General features: G+C 74.8%; 24 protein-coding genes. 8 read left to right on the top strand and 16 right to left on the bottom strand.

Annotation, left to right across the window (positions count from 1 at the left end):
* Position 1 precedes the first annotated feature (1 nt).
* Positions 2-646 carry an Asp23/Gls24 family envelope stress response protein gene (locus tag E4P43_RS10155; RefSeq protein ID WP_167759144.1) on the top strand — a complete coding sequence of 215 codons (645 nt, stop codon included), beginning with the start codon at positions 2-4 and terminating at the stop codon, positions 644-646.
* Between the two features lie 391 nt (positions 647-1037).
* On the opposite strand, the gene E4P43_RS10150 is transcribed toward E4P43_RS10155, so the two are convergent.
* The gene (locus E4P43_RS10150) at positions 1038-2825 is read right to left on the bottom strand and encodes an FAD-dependent monooxygenase (protein ID WP_135145341.1); all 1788 of its coding nucleotides are present in this window, start codon (positions 2823-2825) and stop codon (positions 1038-1040) included.
* Positions 2826-2976: 151 nt separating this feature from the next.
* Here E4P43_RS10150 and E4P43_RS10145 point away from each other — a divergent pair, with 151 nt between their 5' ends.
* Positions 2977-3573, top strand: coding sequence for an MSMEG_1061 family FMN-dependent PPOX-type flavoprotein (locus tag E4P43_RS10145; RefSeq protein WP_135145340.1), 597 nt, complete (start codon positions 2977-2979; stop codon positions 3571-3573).
* Positions 3574-3576: 3 nt separating this feature from the next.
* Here E4P43_RS10145 and E4P43_RS10140 read toward each other — a convergent pair whose 3' ends face one another.
* The 5 genes from E4P43_RS10140 to E4P43_RS10120 form a co-directional block, all read right to left on the bottom strand.
* Positions 3577-4395: an ABC transporter ATP-binding protein gene (locus E4P43_RS10140; RefSeq protein WP_135145339.1), complete on the bottom strand. Its 819-nt coding sequence runs from the start codon at positions 4393-4395 to the stop codon at positions 3577-3579.
* On the bottom strand, positions 4392-5444 hold the full coding sequence (locus tag E4P43_RS10135) for an iron chelate uptake ABC transporter family permease subunit (protein WP_135145338.1): 1053 nt from the start codon (positions 5442-5444) through the stop codon (positions 4392-4394). The genes E4P43_RS10140 and E4P43_RS10135 overlap by 4 nt, the downstream gene beginning before the upstream one ends.
* Entirely contained in the window at positions 5441-6484 is a 1044-nt protein-coding gene (locus E4P43_RS10130) for an iron ABC transporter permease (protein WP_135145337.1), read from the bottom strand. The genes E4P43_RS10135 and E4P43_RS10130 overlap by 4 nt, the downstream gene beginning before the upstream one ends.
* 10 nt (positions 6485-6494) lie before the next feature.
* Positions 6495-7514: an iron-siderophore ABC transporter substrate-binding protein gene (locus E4P43_RS10125; RefSeq protein WP_135145336.1), complete on the bottom strand. Its 1020-nt coding sequence runs from the start codon at positions 7512-7514 to the stop codon at positions 6495-6497.
* Between the two features lie 198 nt (positions 7515-7712).
* Entirely contained in the window at positions 7713-9761 is a 2049-nt protein-coding gene (locus E4P43_RS10120) for a cation:proton antiporter (RefSeq protein ID WP_135145335.1), read from the bottom strand.
* A gap of 107 nt (positions 9762-9868) precedes the next feature.
* On the opposite strand from E4P43_RS10120, the gene E4P43_RS10115 reads away from it, so the two are divergent.
* On the top strand, positions 9869-11440 hold the full coding sequence (locus E4P43_RS10115) for an MFS transporter (protein WP_135145334.1): 1572 nt from the start codon (positions 9869-9871) through the stop codon (positions 11438-11440).
* 19 nt (positions 11441-11459) lie between these two features.
* Here E4P43_RS10115 and E4P43_RS10110 read toward each other — a convergent pair whose 3' ends face one another.
* Both E4P43_RS10110 and E4P43_RS10105 read right to left on the bottom strand, forming a co-directional pair.
* Positions 11460-12440: a sigma-70 family RNA polymerase sigma factor gene (locus E4P43_RS10110; RefSeq protein WP_135145333.1), complete on the bottom strand. Its 981-nt coding sequence runs from the start codon at positions 12438-12440 to the stop codon at positions 11460-11462.
* A 72-nt stretch (positions 12441-12512) separates the two neighbouring features.
* Positions 12513-14105 carry a hypothetical protein gene (locus E4P43_RS10105; RefSeq protein WP_245159058.1) on the bottom strand — a complete coding sequence of 531 codons (1593 nt, stop codon included), beginning with the start codon at positions 14103-14105 and terminating at the stop codon, positions 12513-12515.
* A 226-nt stretch (positions 14106-14331) separates the two neighbouring features.
* On the opposite strand from E4P43_RS10105, the gene E4P43_RS10100 reads away from it, so the two are divergent.
* Both E4P43_RS10100 and E4P43_RS10095 read left to right on the top strand, forming a co-directional pair.
* Complete coding sequence (locus E4P43_RS10100; protein ID WP_135145331.1) at positions 14332-15642, top strand: sensor domain-containing protein; 1311 nt, start codon at positions 14332-14334, stop codon at positions 15640-15642.
* Entirely contained in the window at positions 15633-16277 is a 645-nt protein-coding gene (locus E4P43_RS10095) for a response regulator transcription factor (RefSeq protein ID WP_135145330.1), read from the top strand. The genes E4P43_RS10100 and E4P43_RS10095 overlap by 10 nt, the downstream gene beginning before the upstream one ends.
* A 4-nt stretch (positions 16278-16281) precedes the next feature.
* Here the strand turns inward: E4P43_RS10095 and E4P43_RS10090 are convergent, their stop codons facing one another.
* Positions 16282-16848, bottom strand: coding sequence for a DUF5655 domain-containing protein (locus tag E4P43_RS10090; RefSeq protein WP_209313823.1), 567 nt, complete (start codon positions 16846-16848; stop codon positions 16282-16284).
* Between the two features lie 66 nt (positions 16849-16914).
* Between E4P43_RS10090 and E4P43_RS10085 the strand changes: the two genes are divergently transcribed.
* Entirely contained in the window at positions 16915-18159 is a 1245-nt protein-coding gene (locus tag E4P43_RS10085) for a GNAT family N-acetyltransferase (protein WP_135145329.1), read from the top strand.
* Positions 18160-18229: 70 nt separating this feature from the next.
* Here the strand turns inward: E4P43_RS10085 and E4P43_RS10080 are convergent, their stop codons facing one another.
* Positions 18230-18709, bottom strand: a complete 480-nt coding sequence (locus tag E4P43_RS10080) for a ribose-5-phosphate isomerase (RefSeq protein ID WP_135145328.1) — start codon at positions 18707-18709, stop codon at positions 18230-18232.
* Positions 18710-18736: 27 nt separating this feature from the next.
* Between E4P43_RS10080 and E4P43_RS10075 the strand changes: the two genes are divergently transcribed.
* On the top strand, positions 18737-19402 hold the full coding sequence (locus E4P43_RS10075; RefSeq protein WP_135145327.1) for a DUF429 domain-containing protein: 666 nt from the start codon (positions 18737-18739) through the stop codon (positions 19400-19402).
* Here the strand turns inward: E4P43_RS10075 and E4P43_RS10070 are convergent.
* The gene (locus E4P43_RS10070; RefSeq protein WP_135145326.1) at positions 19399-20160 is read right to left on the bottom strand and encodes an SDR family oxidoreductase; all 762 of its coding nucleotides are present in this window, start codon (positions 20158-20160) and stop codon (positions 19399-19401) included. The two genes, E4P43_RS10075 and E4P43_RS10070, sit on opposite strands and share 4 nt — an antisense overlap.
* Before the next feature lie 32 nt (positions 20161-20192).
* A complete protein-coding gene (locus tag E4P43_RS10065; RefSeq protein ID WP_135145325.1) occupies positions 20193-20858 on the bottom strand; it encodes a DsbA family protein in 666 nt (221 codons plus the stop codon).
* A gap of 131 nt (positions 20859-20989) precedes the next feature.
* On the opposite strand from E4P43_RS10065, the gene pepN reads away from it, so the two are divergent.
* On the top strand, positions 20990-23551 hold the full coding sequence (pepN, locus tag E4P43_RS10060) for an aminopeptidase N (protein ID WP_135145324.1): 2562 nt from the start codon (positions 20990-20992) through the stop codon (positions 23549-23551).
* Positions 23552-23661: 110 nt separating this feature from the next.
* Here the strand turns inward: pepN and E4P43_RS10055 are convergent, their stop codons facing one another.
* Genes E4P43_RS10055 through E4P43_RS10040 form a run of 4 tightly spaced genes read right to left on the bottom strand, consistent with a single transcriptional unit; the run spans position 23662 to position 26356 of the window.
* Positions 23662-24120, bottom strand: a complete 459-nt coding sequence (locus E4P43_RS10055) for a DUF5130 family protein (protein WP_135145323.1) — start codon at positions 24118-24120, stop codon at positions 23662-23664.
* Between the two features lie 54 nt (positions 24121-24174).
* Positions 24175-24525 (bottom strand): hypothetical protein, encoded by a 351-nt coding sequence (locus E4P43_RS10050; RefSeq protein ID WP_135145322.1) that lies wholly within the window; start codon positions 24523-24525, stop codon positions 24175-24177.
* A gap of 30 nt (positions 24526-24555) precedes the next feature.
* Positions 24556-25989, bottom strand: coding sequence for an amidase (locus E4P43_RS10045; RefSeq protein ID WP_245159057.1), 1434 nt, complete (start codon positions 25987-25989; stop codon positions 24556-24558).
* A gap of 10 nt (positions 25990-25999) precedes the next feature.
* The gene (locus E4P43_RS10040) at positions 26000-26356 is read right to left on the bottom strand and encodes a hypothetical protein (RefSeq protein WP_135145320.1); all 357 of its coding nucleotides are present in this window, start codon (positions 26354-26356) and stop codon (positions 26000-26002) included.
* Positions 26357-26420: the final 64 nt, after the last annotated feature.

Genomic DNA, 26420 nt, shown 5'->3' with positions numbered 1-26420 from the left:
CGTGTTCCCGAGCAACAGCGAGGACGACGACCGCCTGCCCTGCGGCGCAGGCGTCGACGATCTGCTCACCCAGGTGGCCGAGCATGCTCCCCCCCGTGACCCGGCACACCAACGCAGCTGTCCGCACTGCCGGGCCGCCCTGGCGGAGCTGGCCGACCTGTGGGCCCCCGTCACCGAACTGGCAGCGGAAGACGTCCGCGCACCGGCCGGCCTGCTGCAGGAAGTCATGACACAGATCCGCGAACTGTCCCGCAACGCATGGCACGCCGTCCTGACCGACCCGACCGGGCAGACCCGCATCGCGGCACGCGTCGTCGGCGCCGTCGCACGACTGGCCGCCGAGTCCGTTCCGCACGTCTCGGTCGCCCTCGGCAACGGTCGCCCCGAGACCGGGGCCGGACAGTCGCCCTCCCCCACCGAGATCGCCGGCGCTGCGGGAGAACCTGCTACCGACGTCGGGATCGCGGGCTCTCACGTCGTCATCGACGTCCAGATCGCCGTCGACTACGGCGTTCCTATCATTCGCGTCGCGCAGGAGGTTCGAAACCGGATCACCGAGCACCTCGTGGCGCACACCGGGTTGATCACCAGCGAGGTGAACGTGATCGTCGTCGACGTCCTCGCATCGCCTCCTACGGAGACCTGAGAACGCGCCCCCCAGCACCGGCCACATCGTCTCCAAGGGGCAGTGACGGGCGACCGCTCATCAGGTCCAGGCGACCTGATGCTCCAGCGGGCCCTGCGCGCCGTCGCCGGTAGGTGTTCGCCGGACCCCGCCTTCTCGTGACGAGGCCGTGCTCGCGCCGACGGCGTCGGTGGACGGTGGACGGTGATGAGCAGCCGAGAGTGCCCTTGGTGCGCTCGTGGTTAAAGGCACACGAAAGGCACGGGATCCACCTGCGCCAGTGCTGACCAGCCGAGATCGACCCAAGAGCTCAAGCCTTCCAAGCTGGCCATGCCGGTTCGATCCCGGTCACCCGCTCCACGCTGCCGTCGCCGGGTGGGCCCACCGGAGCGGCGGGCCCACCCGGCGACGCTCAGCCGGCTGCGCGGTGGAGAACGGTGACCAGCGCGTCCCGCAGCCAGTCCGAGGCCGCCTGCGGCGAGGACGGCGCCGACCGGTGGCGAGCGGCGACCACCCCGTCCGGGCGCACCAGCAGCACGCCGCCGTCGTCGATCTCGCCGAGCTCCGCCCAGGTGCCGTACGGGTCCTCGAACTCCCGCCCCGGCCCGATCGCCACGGGCGTGATCGGCAGCCCCAGCTCCGCACCGAGGGCCTCGGCCGCCTCCAGCCACGCCTCCCCCCCGATGCCGGTGACGACGCTGAACCGGCCGCGCCCGACCAGGTCGAGCGTGGAGACCCGGTGGCCCTCGCGGGTCACCCAGGTGTGCGGGATCTTCGCGCCGGGCCAGGTCGTGGGCTGGGCGTACAGCTGCGGGTCGCGGCGGAACTCCGGCATCGGCGTGCCGTCGGGCACGACCGCGGACGACGCGTACCGGTGGTTGTGCTCGACGCCGTGGGCGTCGAACTCGTAGGCCTTGTAGGCGATCGCCTCCCGCAGCGCCGCCCGCACCTTCTCCCCCTCCGGCCCCGGCGCCTTGCGGAGCGCGAGCTGGGCGTCGAGCTTGTCGACGTCCGTGGTGTCGGTCAGGTCGAGCGCGGTGATGATCTTCCCCGTGTCGGCGATGCTCTGGTTGGCCCGCTCCACGATCTGGCGGGCGACCGGCGCCCGCTCGGCGTCGTAGGTCTCCAGGAGGGCCGGGGAGGCGGCGCCGGAGAGCACGTGGGCGAGCTTCCAGGCCAGGTTGTATGAGTCCTGGATGGAGGTGTTGGACCCCAGGCCGTTCGTCGGCGGGTGGCGGTGGATCGCGTCACCGGCGCAGAAGACGCGGCCCCGGGCGATCGTCGTGGCGAAGTGGTGGTTGACCGTCCAGGGCGAGCGGGACTTCACCCGCATCTGGAAGTCGTCGGTGCCGACGAGCTTCACGGCCAGCTCCCGGACGACGTCGTCGGTGAGCTCCGGCGGCCCGGCGGCGACCTCGTAGCCCCACATGAGCATCCACTCGGTCCAGGGCTTGATCATGCGCAGCACGCCCAGCCCGACGCCCTCCTTCTCGGCGCCCGGCCGCAGCATCCAGTAGAGGACCGAGGGCCGGTGGGCGACGAACCGGGAGAGGTCGGCCTCGAAGACGATGCTCAGCGCACCGCCCACGGCGCCGGGCCCCTCGAAGGGCAGGCCCAGGTCGGCGGCGACCTTGCTGCGGGCGCCGTCGGAACCGACGAGGTACTTCGACCGGATCGCGTACTGCGCCCCGGTGAGCCGGTCGCGGACGGTGGTGGTGACCCCCTCCTCGTCCTGCACGTGGCCGAGGTACTCGGTGTCGAACCGCACGTGGGCACCGCGCTCCTGCGCGGCCTGCACCAGGACGGGCTCGGTGATCGTCTGCGGCGCGTCGAGCATCGTGCACGGGCTCTGCAGCTCGTAGTCGGCGTGCCGGACGGTGTCGGTGCCCCAGGACGGGATCCGGCCCAGCTCCTCGCCGGCGAGGCTGGTGCAGAAGGTCGTGTTGCCCATGTACTCCCAGGGCGTGGCCTCGCGCAGGAGCCGGTCCTCCAGCCCCATGTCCCGCATCGCCTCCATCGTGCGCTGGTTGGTGATGTGCGCCCGGGGGGTGTCGGAGAGCCGGGAGTACTTGGTGACCAGGAGCGCCGAGGTGCCGTAGGTGGCCAGGAAGAGGACGGCGGACGCGCCCGCCGGCCCGGAGCCGACCACCAGCACGTCGGTCGTCACGGCGGGGGTCGGAGGCGTGGGCGAAGCGGTCATGACGTCCTCTCGTGGGACCGGCGCGGGCGCGCACCCGCGGGTAGTTGAGTGATTGACTACCGCCGGTGCCGATGTGTCAAGGGTCACACGGCGTGCCGCCACGACGCGGCCTCGTCGGCGGGCCCCGCGGGGGCGCCTCTACCGTTCCCGCGTGAGCGCACCCGAGCCCCTCCCCGGTTACCGGCCCCCGAACCAGGCCGCGCTGGACAAGGAGGTCGACCGGCTCGACCGGCACTGCCAGGCCTTCATCAGGCAGTCCCCCTGGCTGACGCTCGCCACCTCCGACGCCGGCGGGTTCCCCGACGTCTCGCCCCGGGGCGGCGAGCCGGGCTTCGTCAAGGTCCTGGACGAGCACCGCCTCGTGCTCCCCGACCGCCCGGGCAACGACCGCGTCGACAGCCTGCGCAACGTGACGGCCAACCCGCGCGTCGCGCTGATGTTCGTGGTGCCCGGCGTCCAGGAGACCCTGCGGGTCTACGGCGCGGCGTCCGTCGTCCCCCCGGACGAGGTGGGCCCGGACCTCACCGAGTTCGGGCGCCCCCCGCGGTCGGCGCTGGTGGTGCAGGTGCGCAGGGCCTACTTCCAGTGCGCCCGGTCGCTGCTCCGCTCGGGCCTGTGGGACCCGGAGCGGTGGCCCGGGCGCGGGGACCTCGCACCGATGGGCGAGGTCTTCCGGGACCACTGCCGGCTGCCCGCGCCGCTGCCGGCGGACGACGTCCTGCACGCGGACCTGGTGCAGAACCTCTGACCCTCAGGCGGTACCGGCCGGCGCCTGGGTGTGGTGCCGGCCCAGCGGCAGCATGAGCGGCCGGCCCGACGTCGGGTCGGCGATGACCCGGCTCTCCAGCCCGAAGACGGCGCGGACGCAGTCCTCGGTGAGCACCTGGCCCGGCTCCCCCGACGCGTGCACGCGGCCCCCCGCGACGGCGACCAGGTGGTCGGCATAGCGCGCGGCGAGGTTGAGGTCGTGCAGCACCATCACGATCGTCGTGCCCCGCGCCCGGTTGAGGTCGGTCAGCAGGTCCAGGACCTCCACCTGGTGGGCGACGTCGAGGAACGTGGTCGGCTCGTCGAGCAGGAGCAGGTCGGTCTGCTGGGCCAGGGCCATCGCGATCCACACCCGCTGACGCTGGCCGCCGGAGAGCTCGTCCACCGCCCGGTCGGCCAGCACGGTCGTCTGCGTCGCCTCGAGCGCGGCGGCCACCGCGGCGTCGTCCTCCCGGCTCCACCGGGAGAAGACCCCCTGGTGGGGGTGGCGGCCCCGGCCGACGAGGTCGCCGACGGTGATGCCCTCGGGCGCGATCGGCGACTGGGGCAGCAGGCCCAGGGTGCGGGCGAGCTCCTTGGCCGGCGTGCGGTGCACCTCCCGGCCGTCGAGGAGCACGTGCCCCGCGCGCGGGGAGAGCAGCCGCGACATCGACCGCAGCAGCGTGGACTTGCCGCAGGCGTTGGCACCCACGATCGCGGTGATCCGCCCCGGCGGGACGAGGAGGTCCAGGCCCTCGATGACCGTGCGCTCGCCGTAACCGAGGCTCAGGCCCTCGACGACCAGGGAATGGGTGCCGCTCACAGCGAGCCTCCGGCGCGGTTGGTGCGGATGATCAGGTAGATCAGGTACGGGGCGCCGAGCACCCCGGTGACGACGCCCACGGGGAAGCGGGTCCCCAGGCCGAACTGCCCGACGAGGTCGGCGACGAGGACCAGCAGCGCCCCCACCAGGGCGGCCGGGACGAGCAGGGAGCCGTTCGGCCCGACGACGCGGGCCGCGATGGGCCCGGCGAGGAACGACACAAAGGCGATCGGCCCGCACGCGGCCGTGGCGAAGGCGACCAGCCCGACGGCGGTGACGATCGCGACGAGGCGGGTGCGCTCGACCCGCACCCCGAGCGCGGAGGCGGTGTCGTCGCCGAGCTGCAGTGCACCGAGGTTCCGCGTCTGGCCCAGCAGGACCGGGGCCAGGACCGCCAGGGCGACCAGCGCCGGCAGCACCGCCTCCCAGGTGGTCCCGTTGAGGCTGCCGGTCAGCCAGCGCAGCGCCTCCTGGTAGTCCCACTGCCCCGCCCGCGTGAGCACGTAGTTGACGACGCTGGTGAGCATCGCCCCGATGCCGATCCCGATGAGGACCAGCCGGGACCCCGCGACGCCGTTCCGGTACGCCAGGCCGTAGATCAGCAACGCGACGCCCAGCGCCGCGGCGACGGCCAGGGTCGAGACCGCCGTCCCGCTCAGCGACAGCACGACGATGCCGAAGACCGCGGCGGCGCTGGCGCCCGAGGAGATGCCGATGACGTCGGGGCTGGCCAGCGGGTTGCGCAGCATCGTCTGGAAGGTGACGCCGGCCAGGCCGAAGCTGAGCCCGGCCACGACGGCGAGGACGCCGCGGGGCAGCCGCAGCCGGCCGACGGTGAAGCTCGCGCCGGGCACCTGCTCGCCGAGCACCACCCGGAGCACGTCGCCGGGCGGGTAGAACGTCCGCCCGACCATCAGCGTGGCGGCGAGGACGCCGACCACCAGCACCGAGAGCACGGTGATGACCAGGCGCCGGCGCGACGAGCGGCGGCCCCGCGCCCGGCCGACGGCGTCCACGGTGGCGGCCGACGGCGCGAGGACGGCGGTCACAGCTCGCGCACCTTGTGCCGGCGCACGATGGCGATGAACAGCGGGGCGCCGATCAGAGCGGTGATGATGCCGACGTCGAGCTCGCTGGGGCGGGCCACGATGCGGCCGACGACGTCGGAGGCGGTCAGCAGGCACGCCCCGGTCAGCGCCGAGAAGGGCAGCAGCCAGCGGTGGTCCACGCCGACCAGCAGCCGGCACAGGTGCGGGACGACGAGCCCGACGAACCAGATCGGGCCGGCGACCGCGGTGGCGGCTCCGCAGAGCACCACGGAGCCGGCGGCGGCGACGGCGCGGGCCAGGGCCACGCGCTCGCCCAGCCCCGCGGCCAGCTCGTCGCCCAGGGCGAGGGAGTTGAGGCTGCGGGCCGACAGCAGGCTGATGAGCAGGCCGGCCGCCAGGAACGGCAGCACGGGGAGGAAGGAGGCGAAGGTGGCACCGCCGACGCCACCGACCTGCCACGACTGCACGTTGGCGGCGATGTCACCGCGGGGCAGCGCGACCGCGGTGATGAAGGAGGTGAGCGCGGCGGAGGTGGCGGCGCCGGCCAGCGCCAGCTTGAGCGGCGTCGGGCCGCCGCGTCCCAGCGACCCGACGACGTAGACGAACACCGCGGCGAGGGCCGCCCCGGCGATCGCCGTGAGGATGATGCTGGTCGCCGAGAACAGGCCGAACCAGGCCAGCCCGGTCACCACGGCCAGCGACGCGCCCATGTTGATGCCGAGGACGCCGGGGTCGGCCAGCGGGTTCCGGGTGACGCCCTGCATGACCGCGCCGGATAGGCCGAGCGCCGCGCCGACGACGACGGCGAGCACGGTGCGGGGCACGCGCTTGGTGACCGCCGCCTCGGCGATGGTGTCCGAGGATCCGCCCAGCGCGGCGACGATGTCGGCCCAGCCCACGCCTCGGGAGCCGATAGCCACCGAGGCGGCCATCAGCGCCACCAGCAGCGCGAGGACCACCAGCAGCCACAGGAGCCGGACCGACCCCGGACGCCGCTCGATGGCGGCGCCCGGGGCCGGGACGGTGTCGACCGAGGTCACGGCGAGGTCGTCACGCGGCCTTGTCGGCGGCCTCGGCGAGCAGGGACACGTAGTCCTCGAGCACCCAGGAGATGGCCAGCGGGGTCGGGTTCGCCGCGGTGCCCAGCGGGGTGTTGGGCAGCAGGACGATCGAGCCGTTGGCGACCGCCGGCATCTGCGAGAGGAGCGGGTCGGCCTCCAGCGCGTCGACCAGCGACTGGTCGCCGTAGGTCACGATGATCTCGACGTCGTCTAGCGTGTCGATCTGCTCGGCGCTGATCGTGCCCGAGAACTGCTCGGGGTCGGTCGAGGCCGCCTCGATGCTCGCCGGCGTGGCCAGGCCCATGTCCTCGAAGAACGCGCTCCGGGTGTCGAACGGGGTGTAGTAGCTGACCTCGCTCAGGTCGGTCGTGTCCACGTGCGTGAGGAACATCGTCGACCGGCCCTCGAGCTCGGGGTGCTCGGCGGCGGTGTCGGCGATCTCCTTCTCGAGGTCGGCGACCAGCTTCTCGCCCTCCTCGGCCATGCCCATGCCCGCTGCGTTGATCTCGATCATCTCGCGCCACGGGGTCGCCCAGGGGCCCTCCGGGTAGGCGACGACCGGGGCGATCTCGCGCAGGGTGTCGTAGTCCTCCTGCGTCAGACCGGAGTAGCCGGCGAGGATCACGTCGGGCTGGGTGTCGGCGACGGCCTCGAAGTCGATCCCGTCGGTCTCGTCGAAGAGCACCGGGGTCTCCGCGCCGAGCTCCTCGAGCCGCTCGCTCACCCAGGGCAGCAGCCCGTCGCCGTCGTCGTCGCCGAAGTTGGCCGCGGCCATGCCGACGGGGACGACGCCGAGGGCCAGCGGCACCTCGTGGTTGGCCCACGCCACGGTCGCCACCCGCTCGGGCTTCTCCTCGAGGGTGGTGGTGCCGAGCGCGTGCTCGATGGTGATGGGGGTGAACTCGCCGCTGCCGGAGGCGTCGGACTCGTCGTCCGAACCGCAGGCGGCGAGGCCGCCGGTGAGGACGACCGCTGCAGAGAGGGCGACCAGGGTCGAGGCGCGGGCCATGGGGTCCTTCCGTTCTCGGACCGCACTGACGGTCAGCGCGGTGGGACCACGCGTCGGGCGCGTGGCCGGCCGCGACGGTTCCGCGGGCCGGACCCGGGAGGACGCCGCTGCGCCGGAGCGAAGCGGACTGAGGCTAGCCTAACCAAACCGACAAGATCGACAAGGGTCTGCGCCGGGGGACGTGACCTGCGCCGCGCCTCACTGCGGCGGGGACGTGGCCCGCGAGGGCTCTGCCTCCGGCGCGGCTCCCGCCGGTGCCGGCACGGTGACGTCGTCCGGGAAGCAGTAGGCCCAGCTCTCCCCCGGCTCGGCCGAGGCGACCAGCGGGTGGTCCTCCTCGCCGGCGTGCGCGCGGGCGTGCCGGCGGGGCGAGGAGTCGCAGCAGCCGACGTAGCCGCAGCTCAGGCAGGTGCGCAGGTGCACCCACTCGGTGCCCTCCTGCAGGCAGCCGACGCACCCGGGCGCCAGCGGCAGCACCGGCCGGGACATCGCACCGTGCCCGCACCCGCTCCCCTCCGGCCACGCGTAGCGGACCACCCGTGCGGTGTCGACGACCGCCCGGCCGCGGCTGGGCAGCGCGACCGGGTGCCCCAGCTCGCCGAGCACGGAGTGCAGCAGCACCTGCCCGGAGAGGCGGTCCCGGTCGAGGATGTGGTCGGCGCCGGCCGCGGCCAGCTCGGCGACGTCGACGGCTCCCAGGGGGCGGGCCAGGATGGGGGCGTCGGTGACCGCCCGGACGGCGGCGACGACCCGCACGGCCTGCTCGGGGTCGTCCTCGGCGACGACGACCAGGCGGACCTCGGGCACTCCCGCCGCCCGCAGGATCTCCCCCTTCGTCGGGTCACCGCGCACCACCCGGTGCCCGGCCCGCTCCGCCTGCGCAGCGCCGTCGGGGTTGAGCGTGGTCATCACGACGTCCACCCCGCGGCCGCGCAGGCTCGCGGCGACCTCCAGCGCGGTCGGGCCCCAGCCGATGATCGCGACGTGGCCGGTGGGGACGCTGCCCCCGGAGCCGGGCCCCACGTCCCCGGAGGCGGCACGCGCCCGGTCGATGCGGGCGCCGGCCGCAGCGAGCTGCGGGGTGACCAGCATGAGGAGGACCGTCGTGGCGACGGCGAGCTGCGCGCCGTCCTCGGCGAGCCCCAGCGGCGCCAGTCCCGCCGCGGTGCCCACGGTGAGCAGCACGAAGGAGAACTCCCCGACCTGGGCCAGCAGCAGGCCGGTCGCGGCAGCGGTGCGCACCGGGATGCGGACGGCGGTCGCGGCGACCGCGGTGGTCACCGTCTTGGCCAGCAGGACCACCGCCGCGGTCCCCAGCACCAGAGGCAGGTGGGCGAGCACGAAGCCCAGGTCGAGCAGCATCCCGACGGAGACGAAGAAGACCGCGCTGAACACGATCTGCAGCGGCAGCACCTCGGCGAACGCCTGGCTGCTGGCCCGGCTCTCGCTCACGACCAGGCCGGCCAGGAAGGCCCCGAGGGAGACGCTGACGCCGGCCAGCGCCGTCAGGTAGGCGGTGCCGAAGCAGACGGCGACGATCGCGAGGAGGAAGACCTCTGGGGAGCAGGTCCGCGCGACGACGTCCAGCACCGCCGGCATCACCCGCCGGGCGACCACGAGGACGACGGCGATGACGGCGACCGCGGTGAGCAGCGCCCGCAGCAGCGAGGCCCCGCCGGCGCTCTCGCCGTCCGTGACGGGACCGAGCAGCGGGACGACGAGCACCATGGCGACCACGCCCAGGTCCTGGGCGATCAGCACGGCCAGCGCCAGCCGGCCCCGGACCGCGGAGGACTCCCGCCGCTCCCCCAGCAGCTTGAGCACGATCGCCGTGGACGACAGCGCGAGCAGGAACCCCGTGAACAGCCCGTCGCGCCAGCCCCCGCCGAGGGCGAGGGTGAGCCCGAGACCGGCACCGGTCGCGAGCACCAGCTGCAGGCCGCCGGCGACGGCGATCCAGGTCCAGACCCGGGCCAGCCGCTCCAGGGAGAACTCGATCCCGATGGTGAACAGCAGGAGGATGACGCCGATGTCCGCGGCCGCCTCGACCGCCTCGCCGTTCTCCACGATGCCGAGCTGCGCGGGGCCGATGAGGACGCCGGCCACCAGGAAGCCGACGATCGGGACGACGCGGGCCCGGGCCGAGAGGTAGCCGATCACGGCGGCCGCACCGACCAGGGCCGCCGTCGGGGCCAGGTAGCCCGGCACCTCACCGGCCGCGATCACGAGCTCTGCCTCGGGCGCCATGCCGACATGATGGACGACGCCGTGGCGGGAATCCCGGGTCGCTCCCGGCGTTGGGCAGCGGTGAGCAGCCGGGGACGCCGTCGGCGCGCTGCCGAGGAGGAGCGACCATGGCCGAGCCGCCCGCTGCCGGGACCGGCCTGCGCATGGGCACGCCCCAGGCGCGCTGGGTGCTGCTGGCGACCGTGCTCGGCTCGGGCGTGGCCATGCTCGACGCGACGGTCGTCAACGTCGCCCTGGAGCGGGTCGGGACCGACCTCGGCGCGGACTTCGCCGGCCTGCAGTGGACGGTCAACGCCTACACGCTCACGCTCGCCGCGCTGATCCTGCTGGGCGGGTCGCTGAGCGACCGCTACGGCCGCCGCCGCGTCTTCCTCGTCGGCGTCTGCTGGTTCGCGGTGGCCTCGCTGCTGTGCGGCCTGGCCCCCGACATCGGCACCCTCGTGGCCGCCCGCGCGCTGCAGGGCGTGGGGGGCGCGCTGCTGACGCCGGGCAGCCTGGCCATCATCTCGGCGTCCTTCTCCGGGCCCGACCGCGCGGCCGCGGTCGGCGCCTGGTCGGGGCTGTCCGGCGTCGCGGGGGCGATCGGGCCGTTCGTCGGCGGCTGGCTGGTGGAGTGGAGCTGGCGGGCGGTGTTCCTCGTCAACGTGCCGCTGGCCGTGCTCGTCGTGGCGGTGGCCGCCCGGCACGTGCCGGAGTCGCGCGACCCGCAGGCAGCTGCCCGGCTGGACTGGACCGGGACGGCGCTGGTGGCCGCCGGCCTGGGCTCTCTCACCTACGCGCTCACCGCCGCCGGGGAGCAGGGCGGCGGGCCGGCGGTGTGGCTGGGCGCCGGGGCAGGGGGCCTGGCGCTGGTGGCGTTCGTCGTGGTCGAGCGGCGGTCCCGGCACCCCCTCGTCCCGCCGGCCCTCTTCGCCGACCGGCAGTTCGTCGCCGCCAACGCGACCACGCTGTTCGTCTACGCCGCTCTGGGCGCGCTCTTCGTGCTGCTGGTGCTGCACCTGCAGGTGGTCTCGGGGTTCGGCCCGCTGCTGGCCGGCACCGCGCTGCTCCCGGTGACCGTGCTGATGCTGCTGTTCTCCGCCCGGGTCGGGGCGCTCGCCCAGCGGTTCGGCCCGCGCGCGCTGCTCACCGCGGGACCCCTCGTCGCGGCCGGCGGGGTGCTGCTGATGCTCCGGATCGGCCCGGACGCCTCCTACGCGGTCGACGTGCTGCCCGCGGTCTCCCTCTTCGGTGCCGGCCTCACGCTGCTGGTCGCCCCGCTGACCGCGACCGTGCTGGACTCCGCCGAGGACCGCTTCGCCGGCGTCGCCTCGGGGGTCAACAACGCGGTGGCCCGGGCGGCCGGCCTGCTGGCCGTCGCCGTCGTCCCGGTCGCGGCGGGCCTGGGCGGGGCCGACCACACCGACCCCGGCTCGTTCGCCGGGGGCTTCCGGACCGCGCTGCTGATCATGGCCGGGCTGCTCGTCGCCGGGGGCCTGGTCGCGGCGGCCTTCGTCCGCCGTCCGCTGGGCGCGACCCCCGCCCCCGCCCCGGCGCCGGCCGGACCGGAAACCGGCGAGGGCGTCCGCATGGCCGAGTGCCTGCACTGCGGCGTCACCGGACCGGCGGTGCACCCGCCGGACCGCTCCGCGACGACCCGTGGGCCCGAGCCGACCGGGGCGCGGCCCGACGCCTCCTGAGCGGCCGGGGCCCGGCGCCCTACAGCTCCGTCGGCAGGCCCAGCGCGGCGAACAGCTCGCAGTCGAGGTTCAGGAAGCTGGAGATGTGGGCGATCCGGCCGTCCTCGATCTCCAGCACGTGCAACCCCCACGGCACGTGGCCACCACCCTCCGCGGGGCGGTACTGCGCCACCGCCGGCGTCCCGTTCGCCGAGGTCTGGATCAGCTTCGAGTTCCTGCAGCCCGCGCCCGGCCCGAGCATCCAGGTGCCGATGTCCTGGCGGCCCTTCAGCCACATCTCGAACGGCGGCATGTGCTGGGTCGCGTCCTCGTGCAGCAGCTGCACGAACGCATCGATGTCGTAGCGCTCGAAGGCGTCGAGGTAGCGGGCCAGCAGCGCCCGGTCGTCGGAGTCCAGCGACCGCGGCGCCGGGCGCCCGTCCAGGTCGGCCAGCGTCGCCCGCGCCCGCTGCAGCGCGCTGTTCACCGACGCGACCGTGGTGTCGAGCAGCTGCGCGACCTCCTCGGCCTTCCAGCGCAGCACCTCGCGCAGGATCAGCACCGCCCGCTGGCGCGGCGGCAGGTGCTGCAGGGCCGCCACGAACGCCAGCCGCACCGACTCCTTCGCCACCGCCTGCTCGGCGGGGTCGCCGTCCTCGGGGATGACCTGCCGGTCGAGCACCGGCTCCACCCACGCCGAGGCCGGGAGCCGGCCGGCCAGCGAGGCCTCCACCGGCGGGTACGGCGACCCGGACAGGTCCATCGGCAGCGCCCGCCGCTGCCGGCCGTTGAGCTGGTCGAGGCACACGTTGGTGGCGATCCGGTACAGCCAGGACCGCAGCGCCGACCGGCCCTCGAAGTCCCCGATGCCCCGCCAGGCGCGGACCATCGTCTCCTGCACCGCGTCCTCGGCGTCGAAGACCGAGCCGAGCATCCGGTAGCAGTAGCCGGTCAGCTCCCGGCGGTGCTCGAGCAACCTCGGGTCGAGCTGTTCCGCCGGGCCGAGCGCGACGCTGGTCACCTGCAACCACCTCCGGATCGATGTGGCCGAAAGCAGACCACAGCCCACCGACGGAACGGGAGGGGTCGGGGCCTACTGGTAGCTGATCAGGTCCGGCGTCGGCGAGACGCGGGCGATCGTCTCCGCGGGCGAGAGCATCGGCTCGTCCTCGTCGATGAAGTTCTTCCAGCCCCAGGCCAGCTCCGGCTGCGCCTCCGCCCGAAGCGCGGCCCAGGTGCCCAGCTTCGCCCCCGGCGCGCCCTGGCCGTCGGCGTGGACCATCACCGCCAGCTCCTCCCGGGCGAGGTCCAGGCGCTCGCGGCCGGGCAGCATCCGCAGCTGGAACTGGTGCAGCACGAGCAGCTTCTGGGGCAGCGCGGCCTCCCGGGTCAGGTCGGCCAGCCAGGTGACCACCTGGTTCACCTCGTCCACGCCGACCTGGCCGATCTCGGTGAGGTGCACCTGGTCGGGCCGCAGCCGCCACTCCGGGTCCAGCGCCAGCCCGACGTGCGGCAGCTGCAGCAGCTCCTCGTAGCGCTTCGCCTGCGTGAGGAAGTCCGTGCGGCCCGGCTGCAGGTCCAGGACGACGTACAGCCCGGCCTCGCCCGCCGCCTCGACCCACGGCCGCAGCTGCTCGACCGGCGCCTCGTAGGAGTAGTCGCCGTCCTCGCCCGCGCCGGAGGACGCCACCGTCGCGATGACCTCGAAGGCGGGCACCACGGGGGTGTCCACGACCTCCTCGTAGGGGGCGGCCACCTCCCGCGCCCGGTCGATGGCGCCCGGCAGGTCCTGCTCCCCCAGCAGCCCCAGCGACGACGTGCCGGGGTGGCCGTAGAGCGCCACGATCAGCCGGCCCGGGAACAGCAGCTGCCCACCGCCGGGCAGCTGGTCGCCCTTCAGGGCGGTCGCGGTCTTCCAGTCCAGCCCGTCCTCGGCGGCGAAGCCGGCGCCGAGCGCGACGACGGACGGGCTCGGCGCCTCCGACAGGGCGGTGACGACGTCGTCCGAGGCCCGCGGGTCGGTGGCGCCGCCGGTCAGGACCACCCGGGCCCCGGCCGCCCGCGCCGTCGCGATGCCGGCCACCGACTCCCCCGTCGCCAGCACGAAGGTGTCCTCCAGCGGGTCGGGGCGCTGAACCGCCGGCAGCGAGCCCTCGGCCGACGTCCCCGACGACGCCGTCCCGTCCCCGCGCAGCGCGACCGGCGGGTCGGCCACCAGGCCGGCCACCGCGTCGGCGTCGGCGCCGGCCGGCACCTCCTCCGCGCCGGTGAACCGCAGGCCGGTGGCCTGCTCGACGGCCTCCGGGGTGGCAGGGGCGGTGACGACCTCGACACCGTCGGAGGGCGGCTCCACCTCGCCGACGGCCAGCACGTGGGTCGCGCCGAGGCGGTCCAGCTCGTCGGCGACCTCGGCGGCCCCGGGCTCCACGACCAGCAGCGGCACCCCCAGCGCCACGGCCGCCGACGAGCCGAGCAGCGTGCCGGCCCGGTCGTCGGCCTCCGCGACGACGACGACGTCCGACCGCTCGAACAGGACCCGGCTGGTGCTCACCGACGCTGCCGCGGGCCCGTCGTCGGCGACGACGGTGAGCTGCTCGCCGGGAGCGGACAGCGTGACGGTCGCGTCGCCCTCGTCGGGCCCGTCGTCGGTACCGGTGCAGGCGGCCAGCAGGCCCGCCGTGAGCACGAGCGGAAGCGTGCGGGAACGCACGGGGCGTCTCCGTTCCTCGGCGGCGGTGGACCGACCGACCCTAGCGAGGGACCTCTCGGGGGCACGGTGCTGGACACGTCCGCGGGCCACCCGGGAGCATCTGCGCCGAGATGAGCGCAGACGGGTGGTCGGGCCAGCCCGACCAGGGAGAGGCCGGGCAGCGGGATGGGTTCCCGCCCCCGGCCCGGCCAGGGTCGACGTCATGACCGCAGACACCCTCGTCCAGCCCACGACTCCGGCCGTCGCCGCACCGCGGGGCCTCCGCTCGCGCGCCCGCCAGCTCGGCATCGACACCGGCTACACGCTGGCCAACTTCCCGATCGGGATCGCCGCGTTCGTCGTCGCCGTCACCGGGCTCGCGCTCGGCGCCGGCCTCCTGGTGGTCTGGGCCGGTGTCGCGGTGCTCGCGGGCACCCTGCTCGCCGCGCGCGGCTTCGCCACGGCGGAGCGCGCCTGGCTGCCCGCCGTCCTCGACCGGCCGGTGCCGCGGCCGGCCTACCTGCGGCCCGAGGGCCGCCCGGTCCGCAGGCTGCTGACGCCGCTGCGCGACCCGCAGACGTGGCTGGACGTGCTGCACGCCGTCGTCCGGTTCCCGTTCACCATCGCCGGCTTCGTCGTCACGGTCACCATGTGGGCCGGCGCGCTGGGCGGGCTGACCTACTGGGCGTGGGACTGGGCCCTGCCCGACGCCTCGCGGGACCCGCGGAACGCCGACCTGCTGGAGCTGCTCGGCCTCGAGTCGACGGCTGGACGGCGGGTCCTGCTCTACACCGTCATCGGGCTGCTCTTCGCGGTCCTCCTCCCCTTCGCCGTACGCGGCGTCGCGCTGCTCCAGGCGCAGCTGGGCCGCGTCATGCTGACCTCCCGGGCCGCCGCGCAGGCCGAGATCGGCCGGCTCGCCGAGGGCCGCGACGCCGCCGTCGCCGCCGAGGCCGTGGCGCTGCGGCGGCTCGAGCGGGACATCCACGACGGCCCCCAGCAGCGGCTGGTCCGCCTCGGCATGGACCTCGCCCGCGCCCGGCGCCAGCTCGACCGCGACCCCCAGGCCGCCCGCGACACCCTCGGTGAGGCCGCCGACCTGGCCCGCGAGACCCTCGAGGAGCTGCGCGCCCTCTCCCGCGGCATCGCCCCGCCGGTGCTCGCCGACCGCGGCCTGGCCGCGGCGCTGGCCGCGCTCGCCGCCCGCTCCCCCGTGCCGGTGGACCTCGCCGTCGACCTGCCCGCGGAGCGGCTCGCGCCGGTCACCGAGAACACCGCCTACTTCGTCGTCAGCGAGGCGCTGGCGAACGTGGCCAAGCACAGCGACGCCGGGGTGTGCCGGGTCGCCCTCACCTGCTCCGGCGAGCGGCTGCGCGTGGTGGTCGAGGACGACGGCACCGGCGGCGCGGTGCTGGTCCCCGGCCACGGCCTGGCCGGCCTCGCCGACCGGCTGCAGGCGGTCGACGGCACCCTCGCCGTCGACAGCCCCCGGGGCGGCCCCACCCGGCTCACCGCGGAGCTCCCGTGCGCGTAGCGCTGGCCGACGACTCGGTGCTCCTCCGGGAGGGCCTGGTCCGGCTGCTGGAGGAGGCCGGCACCGAGGTGGTCGCCGCGGTGGGCGACGGCCCGTCGCTGGTCCGCGCCGTCGCCGAGCACCGGCCGGACGTCGCCGTCGTCGACGTGCGGATGCCCCCGACGCACTCCGACGAGGGGCTGCGGGCCGCCGTCGAGGCGCGCCGGGCCGTGCCCGGGACGGCCGTGCTCGTGCTGTCCCAGTACGTCGAGGTCGCCTACGCCGACGAGCTGCTCGCCGACGGCGCCGGCGGCGTGGGCTACCTGCTCAAGGACCGGGTGGGCGACCTCGACACGTTCCTCGCCGCGCTGGAGGACGTCGTCGGCGGCGGCACGGTCCTCGACCCGCAGGTGGTGGCCCAGCTGTTCGCCCGCCGGCGGTCCGACGACCCGGTGCGGCGGCTGACGCCGCGCGAGCGGGAGGTCCTCGGGCTGATCGCCGAGGGCCACTCGAACACCGCGATCGCCCGGCTGCTCGTGGTCACCCCGGGCGCGGTGGAGAAGCACACCCAGCACATCTTCGCCAAGCTCGGCCTGGCTCCCGACGAGGACCAGCACCGGCGGGTGCTGGCCACGCTGGCCTACCTGCGCGGCTGACCGCTCAGAGGTTGGCCCGGTAGGCCTCGGCGAGGAGGGCGAGCACCTCGTGGTCGACGTCGTCCACCGCGGTGAGCGCGACGCGGACCGCGCAGTCGCGGTTGCCCACGCTGCGCGCGGGGAGCAGCCGCCCACCGGGCTCCCGGTCGTCGAGCCGCAGGCCGAGGTCGACCCGGCTCCTCGTGGAGGCCTGCAGGACGGCGAACGTCCGCCGCGGGCCGACCAGCGGGACGTAGCCCTTGCGCGCCTGCACGTGCACCTCGCCCAGGGCCAGTGCGGCCGCGACGACCGCGTCGTGCACCGGGCGCAGGTCCGGCCGGTCGGCGTACTGGGCGTCGACCAGCTCCTCGGCGGAGGCGGTGAGGAAGCCGGGGTACCCGAACCGCTCCATCACCAGCAGCATCTGCGCGTAGCCGGTGACGCCCTGCCCGGCCAGCCAGGCGCGCAGCTCCGGCTCCGTCCCCAGCCCGGTGCCGCGCACCCGCTCGTTCCAGGTGGCGACGTCCTCGCCGGTGGTCGCCCGCAGCCGCTCGGCGATCCCGGTCAGCATCTCGGCCCAGCTGCGCGTCACCGGGGCATCCTCGCGCAGACCGATATCCGTTGGCCGCCCGTCGGAGCCGACGGGTAGACACGACCCGTGACCGACGACGTCTCCTCGCAGCTGCGCCCGTTCACCGCCGACGAGTGGCCGGCGGTCTCCCGGGCGATGAGCTCGGTCTTCGCCCACGACCCGACCGGCCCCTACGTGGACTCGCCCTCGCCGGTCGCCGAGCTGGACCGCTCGCTCGGCATCGTCGAGGACGGCCGCGTGGTGGCGACGTCGGGGATCTACAGCATGCAGCTGACCGTGCCCGGCGCCGTGGTGCCGATGGCCGGGGTCACCTGGGTGACGGTCTCCCCCACGCACCGCCGTCGCGGCATCCTGACCGCGATCATGCGCCGGCAGCTCACCGAGCTGCACGAGCAGGAGCGCGAGGCGGTCGCCGGGCTGTGGGCGGCCGAGGCGCCGATCTACGGCCGGTTCGGCTACGGCGTGGCCACTCGGCGCGGGGGCTGGACGGGACGGCTGGAGCGGCTGCGGCTGCGCGCCGACGTCGACACCGGGAGCGGGCGGGTGCGCATCGTCGAGCAGGACGAGTTCCGGGCACCGGCCGCGGCCGTGTGGGAAGCGGTGCGCCGGTTCGTGCCGGGGAACACCGCCCGCGACGGGCGCTGGTGGGACCGCGCGCTGCAGGACGACCCCGGGCAGCGGCACGGCGCCACGGCCCGCCGGTTCGCGCTGCACACCGAGGTGGACGGCTCGGTGACCGGCTACGCCTCGTACCGCGTCAAGGAGGGGTGGACCGACGCCGCCGAGCCCAACGGGACGCTGATCGTCGAGGACGTGCGGGCCACGTCGTCCTCCGCCTACGCAGCGCTGTGGCAGTTCCTGCTCGACCACGACCTGATGCGGACGCTCGAGGCGCCGAACCTGTCGTCCGAGGACCCGCTGCTCCACCTGCTGCAGGACTGGCGGGCGCTGAACGCCCGGACCGTCGACGGGCTGTGGGTGCGCCTCGTCGACGTCGGCCGGGCGCTCGCCGCGCGCCGGTACCCGGCGCCGATCGACCTGGTGCTCGAGGTGCGGGACCCCTTCTGCCCCTGGAACGACGGGCGCTGGCGCCTGTCCGGGCACCCGGCGGGCGGCTACTGCGGGAGGACCGACCGCGACCCCGACCTCGTGATCGGCATCGAGGCGCTCTCCTCGGCCTACCTGGGCGGTATATCGCTCGGGGCGCTCCACGCGGCGGGCAGGGTCACCGAGGTGAGCCCCGGGGCCGTCACGCTCGCGAGCACCGCGTTCGGCTGGCCGGTCGCACCCTGGTGCCCCGAGGAGTTCTGAAAGGACCCCGCCGCTCCCCGCACCTCGCTCCGCTCGGCGCGGGCCCCTGCGGCGGGGCCGTTCCATCAACTCACCTGGTGGGCAGCCCGCCGGCCGGGCGGTGCCGGTCGCGCTCGTAGTCGGTGATCAGGCCGATCCGGCGCACGTGCCGCTCGTCCTCGCTGAACGGCGTCGCGAGGAACTCGAGCACGAGTGCCGCGGCCTCGTCGTCGCTGTGCTGGCGGGCGCCGATGGAGACGACGTTGGCGTTGTTGTGCTGCCGTGCCAGCTGGGCCGTCGCGGTGTTCCAGACGAGTGCGGCACGGACGCCGGGCACCTTGTTCGCGGCCATCTGCTCGCCGTTGCCCGAGCCGCCGATGACGACGCCCAGCGAGCCGGGCTCGGCCACGGTCCGCTCCCCCACCTCGAAGCAGAACGGCGGGTAGTCGTCCTGCGCGTCGTACTCGAACGCGCCGCAGTCGACCGGCTCGTGGCCGGCCTCGGCCAGCACCTTCTTCAGGTGCTCCTTGAACTCCAGGCCCGCGTGGTCGGTACCGATGAAGACGCGCATGACGGCGAGTCTGTCAGGCTCCCCGGCGTGGCGGTGCTGGGGCTGGACGGCTGGCGGGGCGCCTGGGCCGGTGCCCTGCTCGACGGCGGGGACGTGACGCTGCTGGCGCTCGGCGACGCCGCCACGGCCCTCGCCCTGCCCGGCGTGGACGTCGTCGCCGTCGACATGCCGATCGGGCTGTCGGAGGACGGCGCCCGGGCCTGCGACGTCGCCGCCCGGCGGCTGCTGGGCCGGGCGGGCAGCTCGGTGTTCCCCGCTCCCCTGCGCCCGGTGCTCGCCGCCGCCGACTACGCCGAGGCCTGCCGCCTCTCGGTGGCCGCCTCGGGCCGGGCGCTGTCGAAGCAGGCCTGGTTCCTCGTGCCCGCCATCCGGTCGGTGGACGACGCGCTCGGCGACCCACCCGACCCGCGGGTGCACGAGGTCCACCCCGAGCTGGCCTTCCGGGCTCTGGACGACCGGGTGCGCGACCCGAAGGTCACCGCCCGTGGGCTGGCCCAGCGGCTGGCCGCGCTGCGCCCGGTGATGGACGTCGACCGCGCCCTGGCCGAGGCCCCTCCCCGGCTCCCCGCCGTCGACGCCCTCGACGCGTGCGCGGCCGCCTGGTCGGCGCAGCGCATCGCCGCAGGCACTGCGGAGTGCGTGGGAGACGACGCCCGCGACTCCCGCGGCCGCCCGATGCGGATCTCCTTCTAGCTCCCGGTGAGCCGGCGGACCACCGACAGCGGCAGCACCCGCAGCAGCCCGGCGACCGGCCGCCACGGCAGCTCCGGCACGTAGCCGCGCACCGGCTCGCGCTCGATCACCTCGGTGAGCGCCTTCACGCCCTTGTCGAGCCCGACGGTGAGCGGCCCGCGGCGGCCGACGTTGATGTCGGTGGCGATGTAGCCGGGCAGGATCGCCGAGACGACGATCTGCGAGCCGTAGACGTCGGAGCGGATGCCCTCGGCCAGCGAGTTCAGGGCCGCCTTGCTCGCGCCGTAGGCGGTCCGGGTGCCGGGCATCCCGCGCACGGAGGCCACCGAGGAGATGAGCACCAGGTGGCCCATGCCCTGGGCGCGGAACAGCTCCATCGCCGCCTCGCACTGCGCGTGCGAGCCGAGCACGTTGGTGAGCAGCACGGCGCGGTTGCCCGCCGCGTTGCCCGTGCCGATCGAGGAGCCCGCGCCGATCCCGGCGTTGACGACCACGCGGTCCAGCCCGCCGAGCCGGTCGGCCAGCTCCGGCAGCACCGTGGCGACCGACGCGGGGTCGTCGACGTCCATCGCGGCGACCTCCACCCGGATGCCGGGGTGCGCGGCCAGCAGCTCATCGCGGAGCGCCTCGAGGCGGTCCACGCGGCGGGCGCAGAGCGCGAGGTCGCGGCCCATCGCGGCGAACCGGCGGGCCATGCCCTCGCCGAGGCCCGCGCTGGCGCCGGAGATGAAGATGCGCTGACGAGTGGGGTGCGGCACACCGACAGCATGCCGCAGCCCCCTCACCTCGATCAGCGGGAGCCGGTGAGCTCCAGGGTGTGCGCGGGCACGGAGTCCATGTCCGGGCCGGCGGTGCGGGTGCGCTTGAGCTCCCAGAAGTCCGGCAGGTTCGCCAGCAGCACGGCGCCGTCGAACGCCTTGCCGGCGTCCTCGCCCGTGGGCACCTTGCTGATGACCGGGCCGAAGAAGGCCACGCCGTCGATGTGCATGACGGGGGTGCCCACGTCCTCGCCGACCGGGTCCATGCCGGCGTGGTGGCTCTTCTCCAGCGCCTCGTCGTAGTCGGTGCTCGTGGCGGCCTCGGCCAGGGACGCCGGCAGGCCGGCCTTCTCCAGGGCCGGGGCGATCAGCTCGTCGAGCTCGAGCTGCTCGTGGTGCCGCAGGGTGCCCATGGCGGTGTAGAGGTCGCCGAGCACCTCGTCGCCGTGCTGCTGGGCGGCGGCGACCGCGACCCGGACCGGGCCGATCGCCTGCTTCATCATCTCCTGGTACTCCTCCGGCAGGTCCCGCCCGCGGTTGAGGACCGCCAGCGACATGACGTGCCAGTGCAGGTCGATCTCGCGCACCTTGGCGGCCTCGAGCACCCAGCGGCTGGTCAGCCAGGCCCACGGGCACAGCGGGTCGAACCAGAAGTCGACGCGGGCCTTCGTGGGGGCGCTCTGCACTGCCTCGGTCATCCGTACTCCTCGCTCCGTGGCCGGGACAGCTGGGTGCCCGGCGCAGTCTGGTGGCTGGCAAGTCGGGCAGCGCACCGCTTGTTCCCGTGCGCGCCGGGCAGACGTCCGCCCGCCCGTGAAAAGCTGCCGGGGTGGCCGTACCCAACCTCACCCGCACCGATGCAGCCGCCCGCGCGGAGCTGCTCGCCGTCCAGAGCTACGACATCTCCCTCGACGTCACCGACGGCGCCGGCCGCCCCGGCGAGCACACGTTCCGGTCGACGACGACCGTCGAGTTCACCAGCCGCCGGGCCGGCGCGGACACGTTCATCGACCTCGTCGCCGAGAACGTGCTGTCCGCGACGCTGAACGGCGCCGACCTCGACGTCAGCACCTACACCGAGGAGGGCGGCCTGCCGCTGCCCGGTCTCGCCGAGCAGAACACCCTCGTGGTGACGGCGGACTGCCGGTACTCCAACAGCGGCGAGGGACTGCACCGCTTCCTCGACCCGGTCGACGGCCAGGTGTACCTCTACACGCAGTTCGAGCCGGCCGACGCCAAGCGGATGTTCACCTGCTTCGACCAGCCCGACCTCAAGGCGACGTTCACGGTGCACGTGACCGCGCCGTTCGACTGGCAGGTCGTCTCCAACACCGGCGACCGCACGGTCGAGGCCGGCGACGGCGGCTCGCAGCTGGTGCACTTCGTGCCGACCAAGCGGATCTCGACCTACCTGGTCGCGCTCATCGCCGGGCCCTACGCCAAGGTCACCGACCTGCACGAGGGCATCCCGCTGGGCCTGTACTGCCGCGCCTCCCTGGCGGAGTTCCTCGACCCCGAGGAGATCTTCCGGGTCACCAAGCAGGGCTTCGACTTCTACCACCGGGTGTTCGACTACCCGTACCCGTTCGACAAGTACGACCAGCTGTTCGTGCCGGAGTTCAACGCCGGTGCCATGGAGAACGCCGGTGCGGTGACCTTCCTCGAGGACTACGTGTTCCGGTCGAAGGTCAGCCGGGCCCGCTACGAGCGGCGCGCGGAGACGATCCTCCACGAGCTGGGCCACATGTGGTTCGGCGACCTGGTGACCATGCGCTGGTGGGACGACCTGTGGCTCAACGAGTCCTTCGCGACCTACATCAGCACCCTGTGCCAGGCCGAGGCCACCGAGTACACGACGGCGTGGACGACGTTCGCCAACACCGAGAAGGCCTGGGCCTACGCGCAGGACCAGCTGCCCTCCACCCACCCGATCGCCGCGGACATCCCCGACGTCGCCGCGGTCGAGGTGAACTTCGACGGCATCACCTACGCCAAGGGCGCCTCGGTGCTCAAGCAGCTGGTGGCCTACGTGGGCCGCGAGGAGTTCCTGGCCGGCGTCCGGCGCTACTTCCGCAAGCACGAGTACGGCAACACCACGCTGGCCGACCTGCTCGGCCCGCTGTCGGAGAGCTCCGGCCGCGACCTGTCGGAGTGGACCGAGCAGTGGCTGCGCACCAGCCAGGTGAACACGCTGCGCCCGGTCTTCGAGCTCACCGACGACGGCCGGTACGCCGGCTTCGCCATCGAGCAGACCGCCGTCGCCGAGCACCCGGTGCTGCGCAACCACCGGCTCGCCGTCGGCCTCTACAGCGAGGGCCCCGAGGGGCTCACCCGCACCCACCGCGTCGAGCTCGACGTCGCCGGCGCCCGCACCGAGGTGCCCGAGCTCGCCGGGCACCCGGCCGCCGACCTGGTGCTGGTCAACGACGACGACCTGACCTACGCCAAGCTGCGGCTCGACGAGCGGTCGCTGGCCACGCTGCGCACCCGCATCGGGTCGATCCCCGACCCGCTGGCCCGGGCGCTGTGCTGGTCGGCGGCGTGGGACATGACCCGCGACGCCGAGCTGCCGGCCCGGGAGTGGGTGCAGCTGGTGCTGGCCGGCATCGGTGCCGAGACCGAGAGCAGCGTCATCCAGTCGCTGCTGGGCCGGGTGCAGACCGCGCTGTCCTCCTACGCCGACCCCAGCTGGGCGCCGACCGGCTGGGCCCAGCTCGCCGACCATGCGCTCGCCGCCCTGGACAGCGCACCGGCCGGCAGCGACCAGCAGCTGCTGTGGTCGCGCACCCTGGCGACGGCGGCGCGCAGCGACGAGCACGCCGCCGCGCTGCGCGGCCTGCTGGACGGCTCGCGCAGCTACGAGGGGCTGACGGTGGACGCCGACGCGCGCTGGGCGTTCCTGCACGGGCTGGTGGCCATCGGCGCGGCCGGTGACGCGGAGATCGACGCCGAGGCCGAGCGGGACGCCACCGCCACCGGCATCCGGCGCGCCGCCACGGCCCGGGCGCTGCGCCCGGTGGCGGAGTCGAAGGAGGAGACCTGGCAGCGGGCCTTCACCGACGAGTCGGTCCCGAACGCCGTGCACGAGGCGATGCTCCAGGGCTTCTGGCACCACGCCCAGCGCGAGCTCACCGCCGGCTACGTGGAGCGCTACTTCGCCGACATCCGCCCGCTGTGGGACCGGCGGCCGGGTGAGATCGCGAAGAACGCCGTCCAGTACCTGTTCCCGCCGGTGGTGGAGCCGCGCACGATCGCGGCCGCGGACGCCTGGCTCTCCGACGCCGAGCAGCCACCGGCGCTGCGCCGGCTGGTGTTCGAGGGCCGCGACGGCATCGCCCGTGCCCTGCGCGCCCGCGAGCGGGACGCCGACGCCGGGCACGCCACGGCGTAGCACTCAGGAACGACGAAGGCGCCGCACCCCGAAGGGTGCGGCGCCTTCCGTAAGGACCTCGTTGCCCCCCACCACTCGCAAGCTCGCGGCGGGGTCCTGCAACGAGGCCGTCAGTGGCGCAGGGACGCGGGGTGGCCGGCCTGGTCGGACAGCTGACGGAGGCCGTTGACGACGCCGCCGACCAGGTCGCCGTTGGCGAACGAGCTGGTCATCGACAGCACCGCGAGGGCGCACGCGCGGTCGGGCAGCCGACGGCCGGCACCGGCGCCGGTGACGACCTCGACCACGCGCTGGCCGGGCGAGACGGCGATGAGCACGGCGTCGGAGGCGTCCGGGCCGGAGCGGGCGTGCAGCTCCTCGGCGTGCGTGCGGGTGGGCTTGCGCAGCTCCCCGACGTAGAGGGTGAACCGCAGGCCGGTCTCCCGGGAGGACATGGTCAGCGCCTCGTCGAGGCGGGCCAGCTCGCGGTAGCTGAAGACCTCGTCGACCGAGCCGCCCTCGTCGGTGCGGGCGGCGCCGGTCGTGGCCGTGGCGGTGTCGTGGGAGTCAACTTCGAGCGCGCGGGTCATCGCCGGTCTCCGGGGGTGTTCGTCAGGACGTCGGAAGGGGTCACCAGGTCACCGTCACCAGGTGCCGCGGGCGCCGCCGAGCGGGCCGGCGGGTCGGGCGGCGTGCGCGGTGCTGCCGCCACCGGAGTGCGGCTGGCCGGCGCTGACGGCGTGCGTGGCGGCGGCGTCGCTGCCGTGCCGCTCGCCGTACACCGAGGAGCCGATCGCGTGGGTCTCGCCGCCGTGGCCGGCGGCCGGGGCGTGCGCGGGGTGCGGCTCGTACCAGATCGGCGCGTGGTCCCAGGCCTGACCCGGCTTGTAGCGCGGCCGCCGGTTGGCGCCGGGCTTGAGGGTCAGCAGCGCGAGGACGACGACGATGGCCAGCGGGATGCCCGCGAACACGAGGAGGGCTTCGGCGACGTTCACGCCCGACAACTTACCGGTGGCCGCCCCGGTTCACCGGCTCGCCGCCCAGACGGCGGGGCGGCGTCCCGCCCACGGCCGGGCGCTCTCCAGCTGCGCCGACAGCGAGATCAGCGTGGCCTCGTCGGCGGGGCGCCCGACGAGCATGGTCCCGACCGGCAGACCGCCCTCCGTCCAGTGCAGCGGCACGCTCACCGCGGGCTGGCCGGTGACGTTGAACAGCGCGGTGAACGCGGCGTAGCGCTTCTGCCGCTCGAAGTCGGGGCCGCCCTCGCCGTCCTCGGTGAACCAGCCGACCGGGCGGGGCGTCATGGTCAGGACCGGGGCGAGCAGCACGTCGTAGCCGGCGGTCGCGCGGATGAACTGCCGGGAGAACACCCGCAGCGCGAACATCGCCTCCATCGCGTCCCGGGCCGAGAGCGCCAGGCCGCGGTCCCGCATCCACCGGGTGAGCGGCTGCAGGCGGTCCTCGCGCCCCGGCGGCACGGGCAGCGTCGTCGCGCTCAGCGCCCAGACCCGCTCGAAGGAGGGCAGCACCGCCGGGTCGAGCAGTCCGTGCGGCACGTCCTCGACGTCGTGCCCGAGCTGCTCCAGCAGCCGCCCGGCGTCGTCGAACGCGGCGGCGACCTCCGGCTCGAGCTCCACGCCGGGCATCGCCGACTCGGTGTACCGGCCGACGCGGAGCCGGCCGGGGTCGCGGTCGGCGCAGCCGAGGAACGTCTCCCCCGGGGGCAGCGGCGGTGCCCAGAACGGGTCGCCGATCTCCGGCCCGGCCAGCGCGTCCAGCATGGCGGCGGCGTCGCGCACCGTCCGGGCGAGCGGCCCGCTGGTGCCCAGGCCGGTCACCTCGCTGCCGTAGGGCGCGTTGCTGACCCGGCCACGGGTGGGCTTGATGCCGTACAGCCCGTTGATGCTGGCCGGGATGCGGATCGAGCCCCCGCCGTCGCTGCCCTGGGCGAAGGGCACGAACCCGGCGGCGACCGCGACGCCCGCTCCCCCGCTCGAGCCGCCGGCCAGCCGCGAGGTGTCCCAGGGGCAGCGGGCCGGCCCGACCAGGTCGTTGTCGGTGTAGCAGGGGAAGCCGAACTCCGGGGTGTTCGTCTTGCCCACGCTGATCGTGCCGGCCGCGGCCAGCCGGGTGACGACGGCGTCGTCGACCTGCGGCACGAAGTCGGCCAGCGCCGCCGAGCCGAACGTCGTCCGCACCCCGGCGGTGTTGTTCAGGTCCTTGACCGCGGTCGGGACGCCGAGCAGCGGGGGCAGCTCACCGCCCGCGCGGACCCGCGCCTCGGCCTCCGCCGCACGGGCCCGGGCCTGCTCGGGCGTGACCGTGAGGAAGGCGCCGAGCCCGGCGTCGTGCGCCTCGATGCGGGCGAGCGCGTGCTCCACCAGCTCGGTGGGGCTCACCTCCTTCGCCGCGACGGCGGCGGCCTGCTCCAGCGCGGTGAGGTCGTGCAGCTGCGTCACGGACCGCACGCTAGCCGGGATCCGGGGCGCCGATCGGGTTCCCCTCCGGCCAGTCCCCCGCCGCGACGACGGCGCGGCGCAGCGGGTGGAGCAGCTCCGCGAGCCTCCGGCAGCCGGCCTCCCCCAGCTCACGCCAGGGGCGGGCGGCCAACCGGTCGGTGTCGGCCTCGATGCCGGCGACGGCCGCCCGCCCCGCGGTGGTGAGCCGGTCCCCGTCCAGCCAGCCGCGGTCGGCGAGCCGGTCGGCCGCGGTGTCCCACGCCTCGTCGTCCCACCCGCGGGCCCGGAGCAGCCACCCGCGGTCGGCCCGGCCGGAACGGCTCGGGTGGTGCTGCTTGCGGTGCTTGACGCGTCGTGGGATGAGCATGGCTCAGCTCTCCGTGTTCTCGGTCGTCGCCTCGGCGGCGGCCGTACCCTGCGGGCCGGCGGCC

This window comes from Blastococcus sp. TF02A-35 (assembly GCF_004571075.1).
Lineage (GTDB): Bacteria > Actinomycetota > Actinomycetes > Mycobacteriales > Geodermatophilaceae > Blastococcus.
Note: the sequence above shows the minus strand (reverse complement) of the source record. Positions and strands in the feature narration are given on the sequence as shown.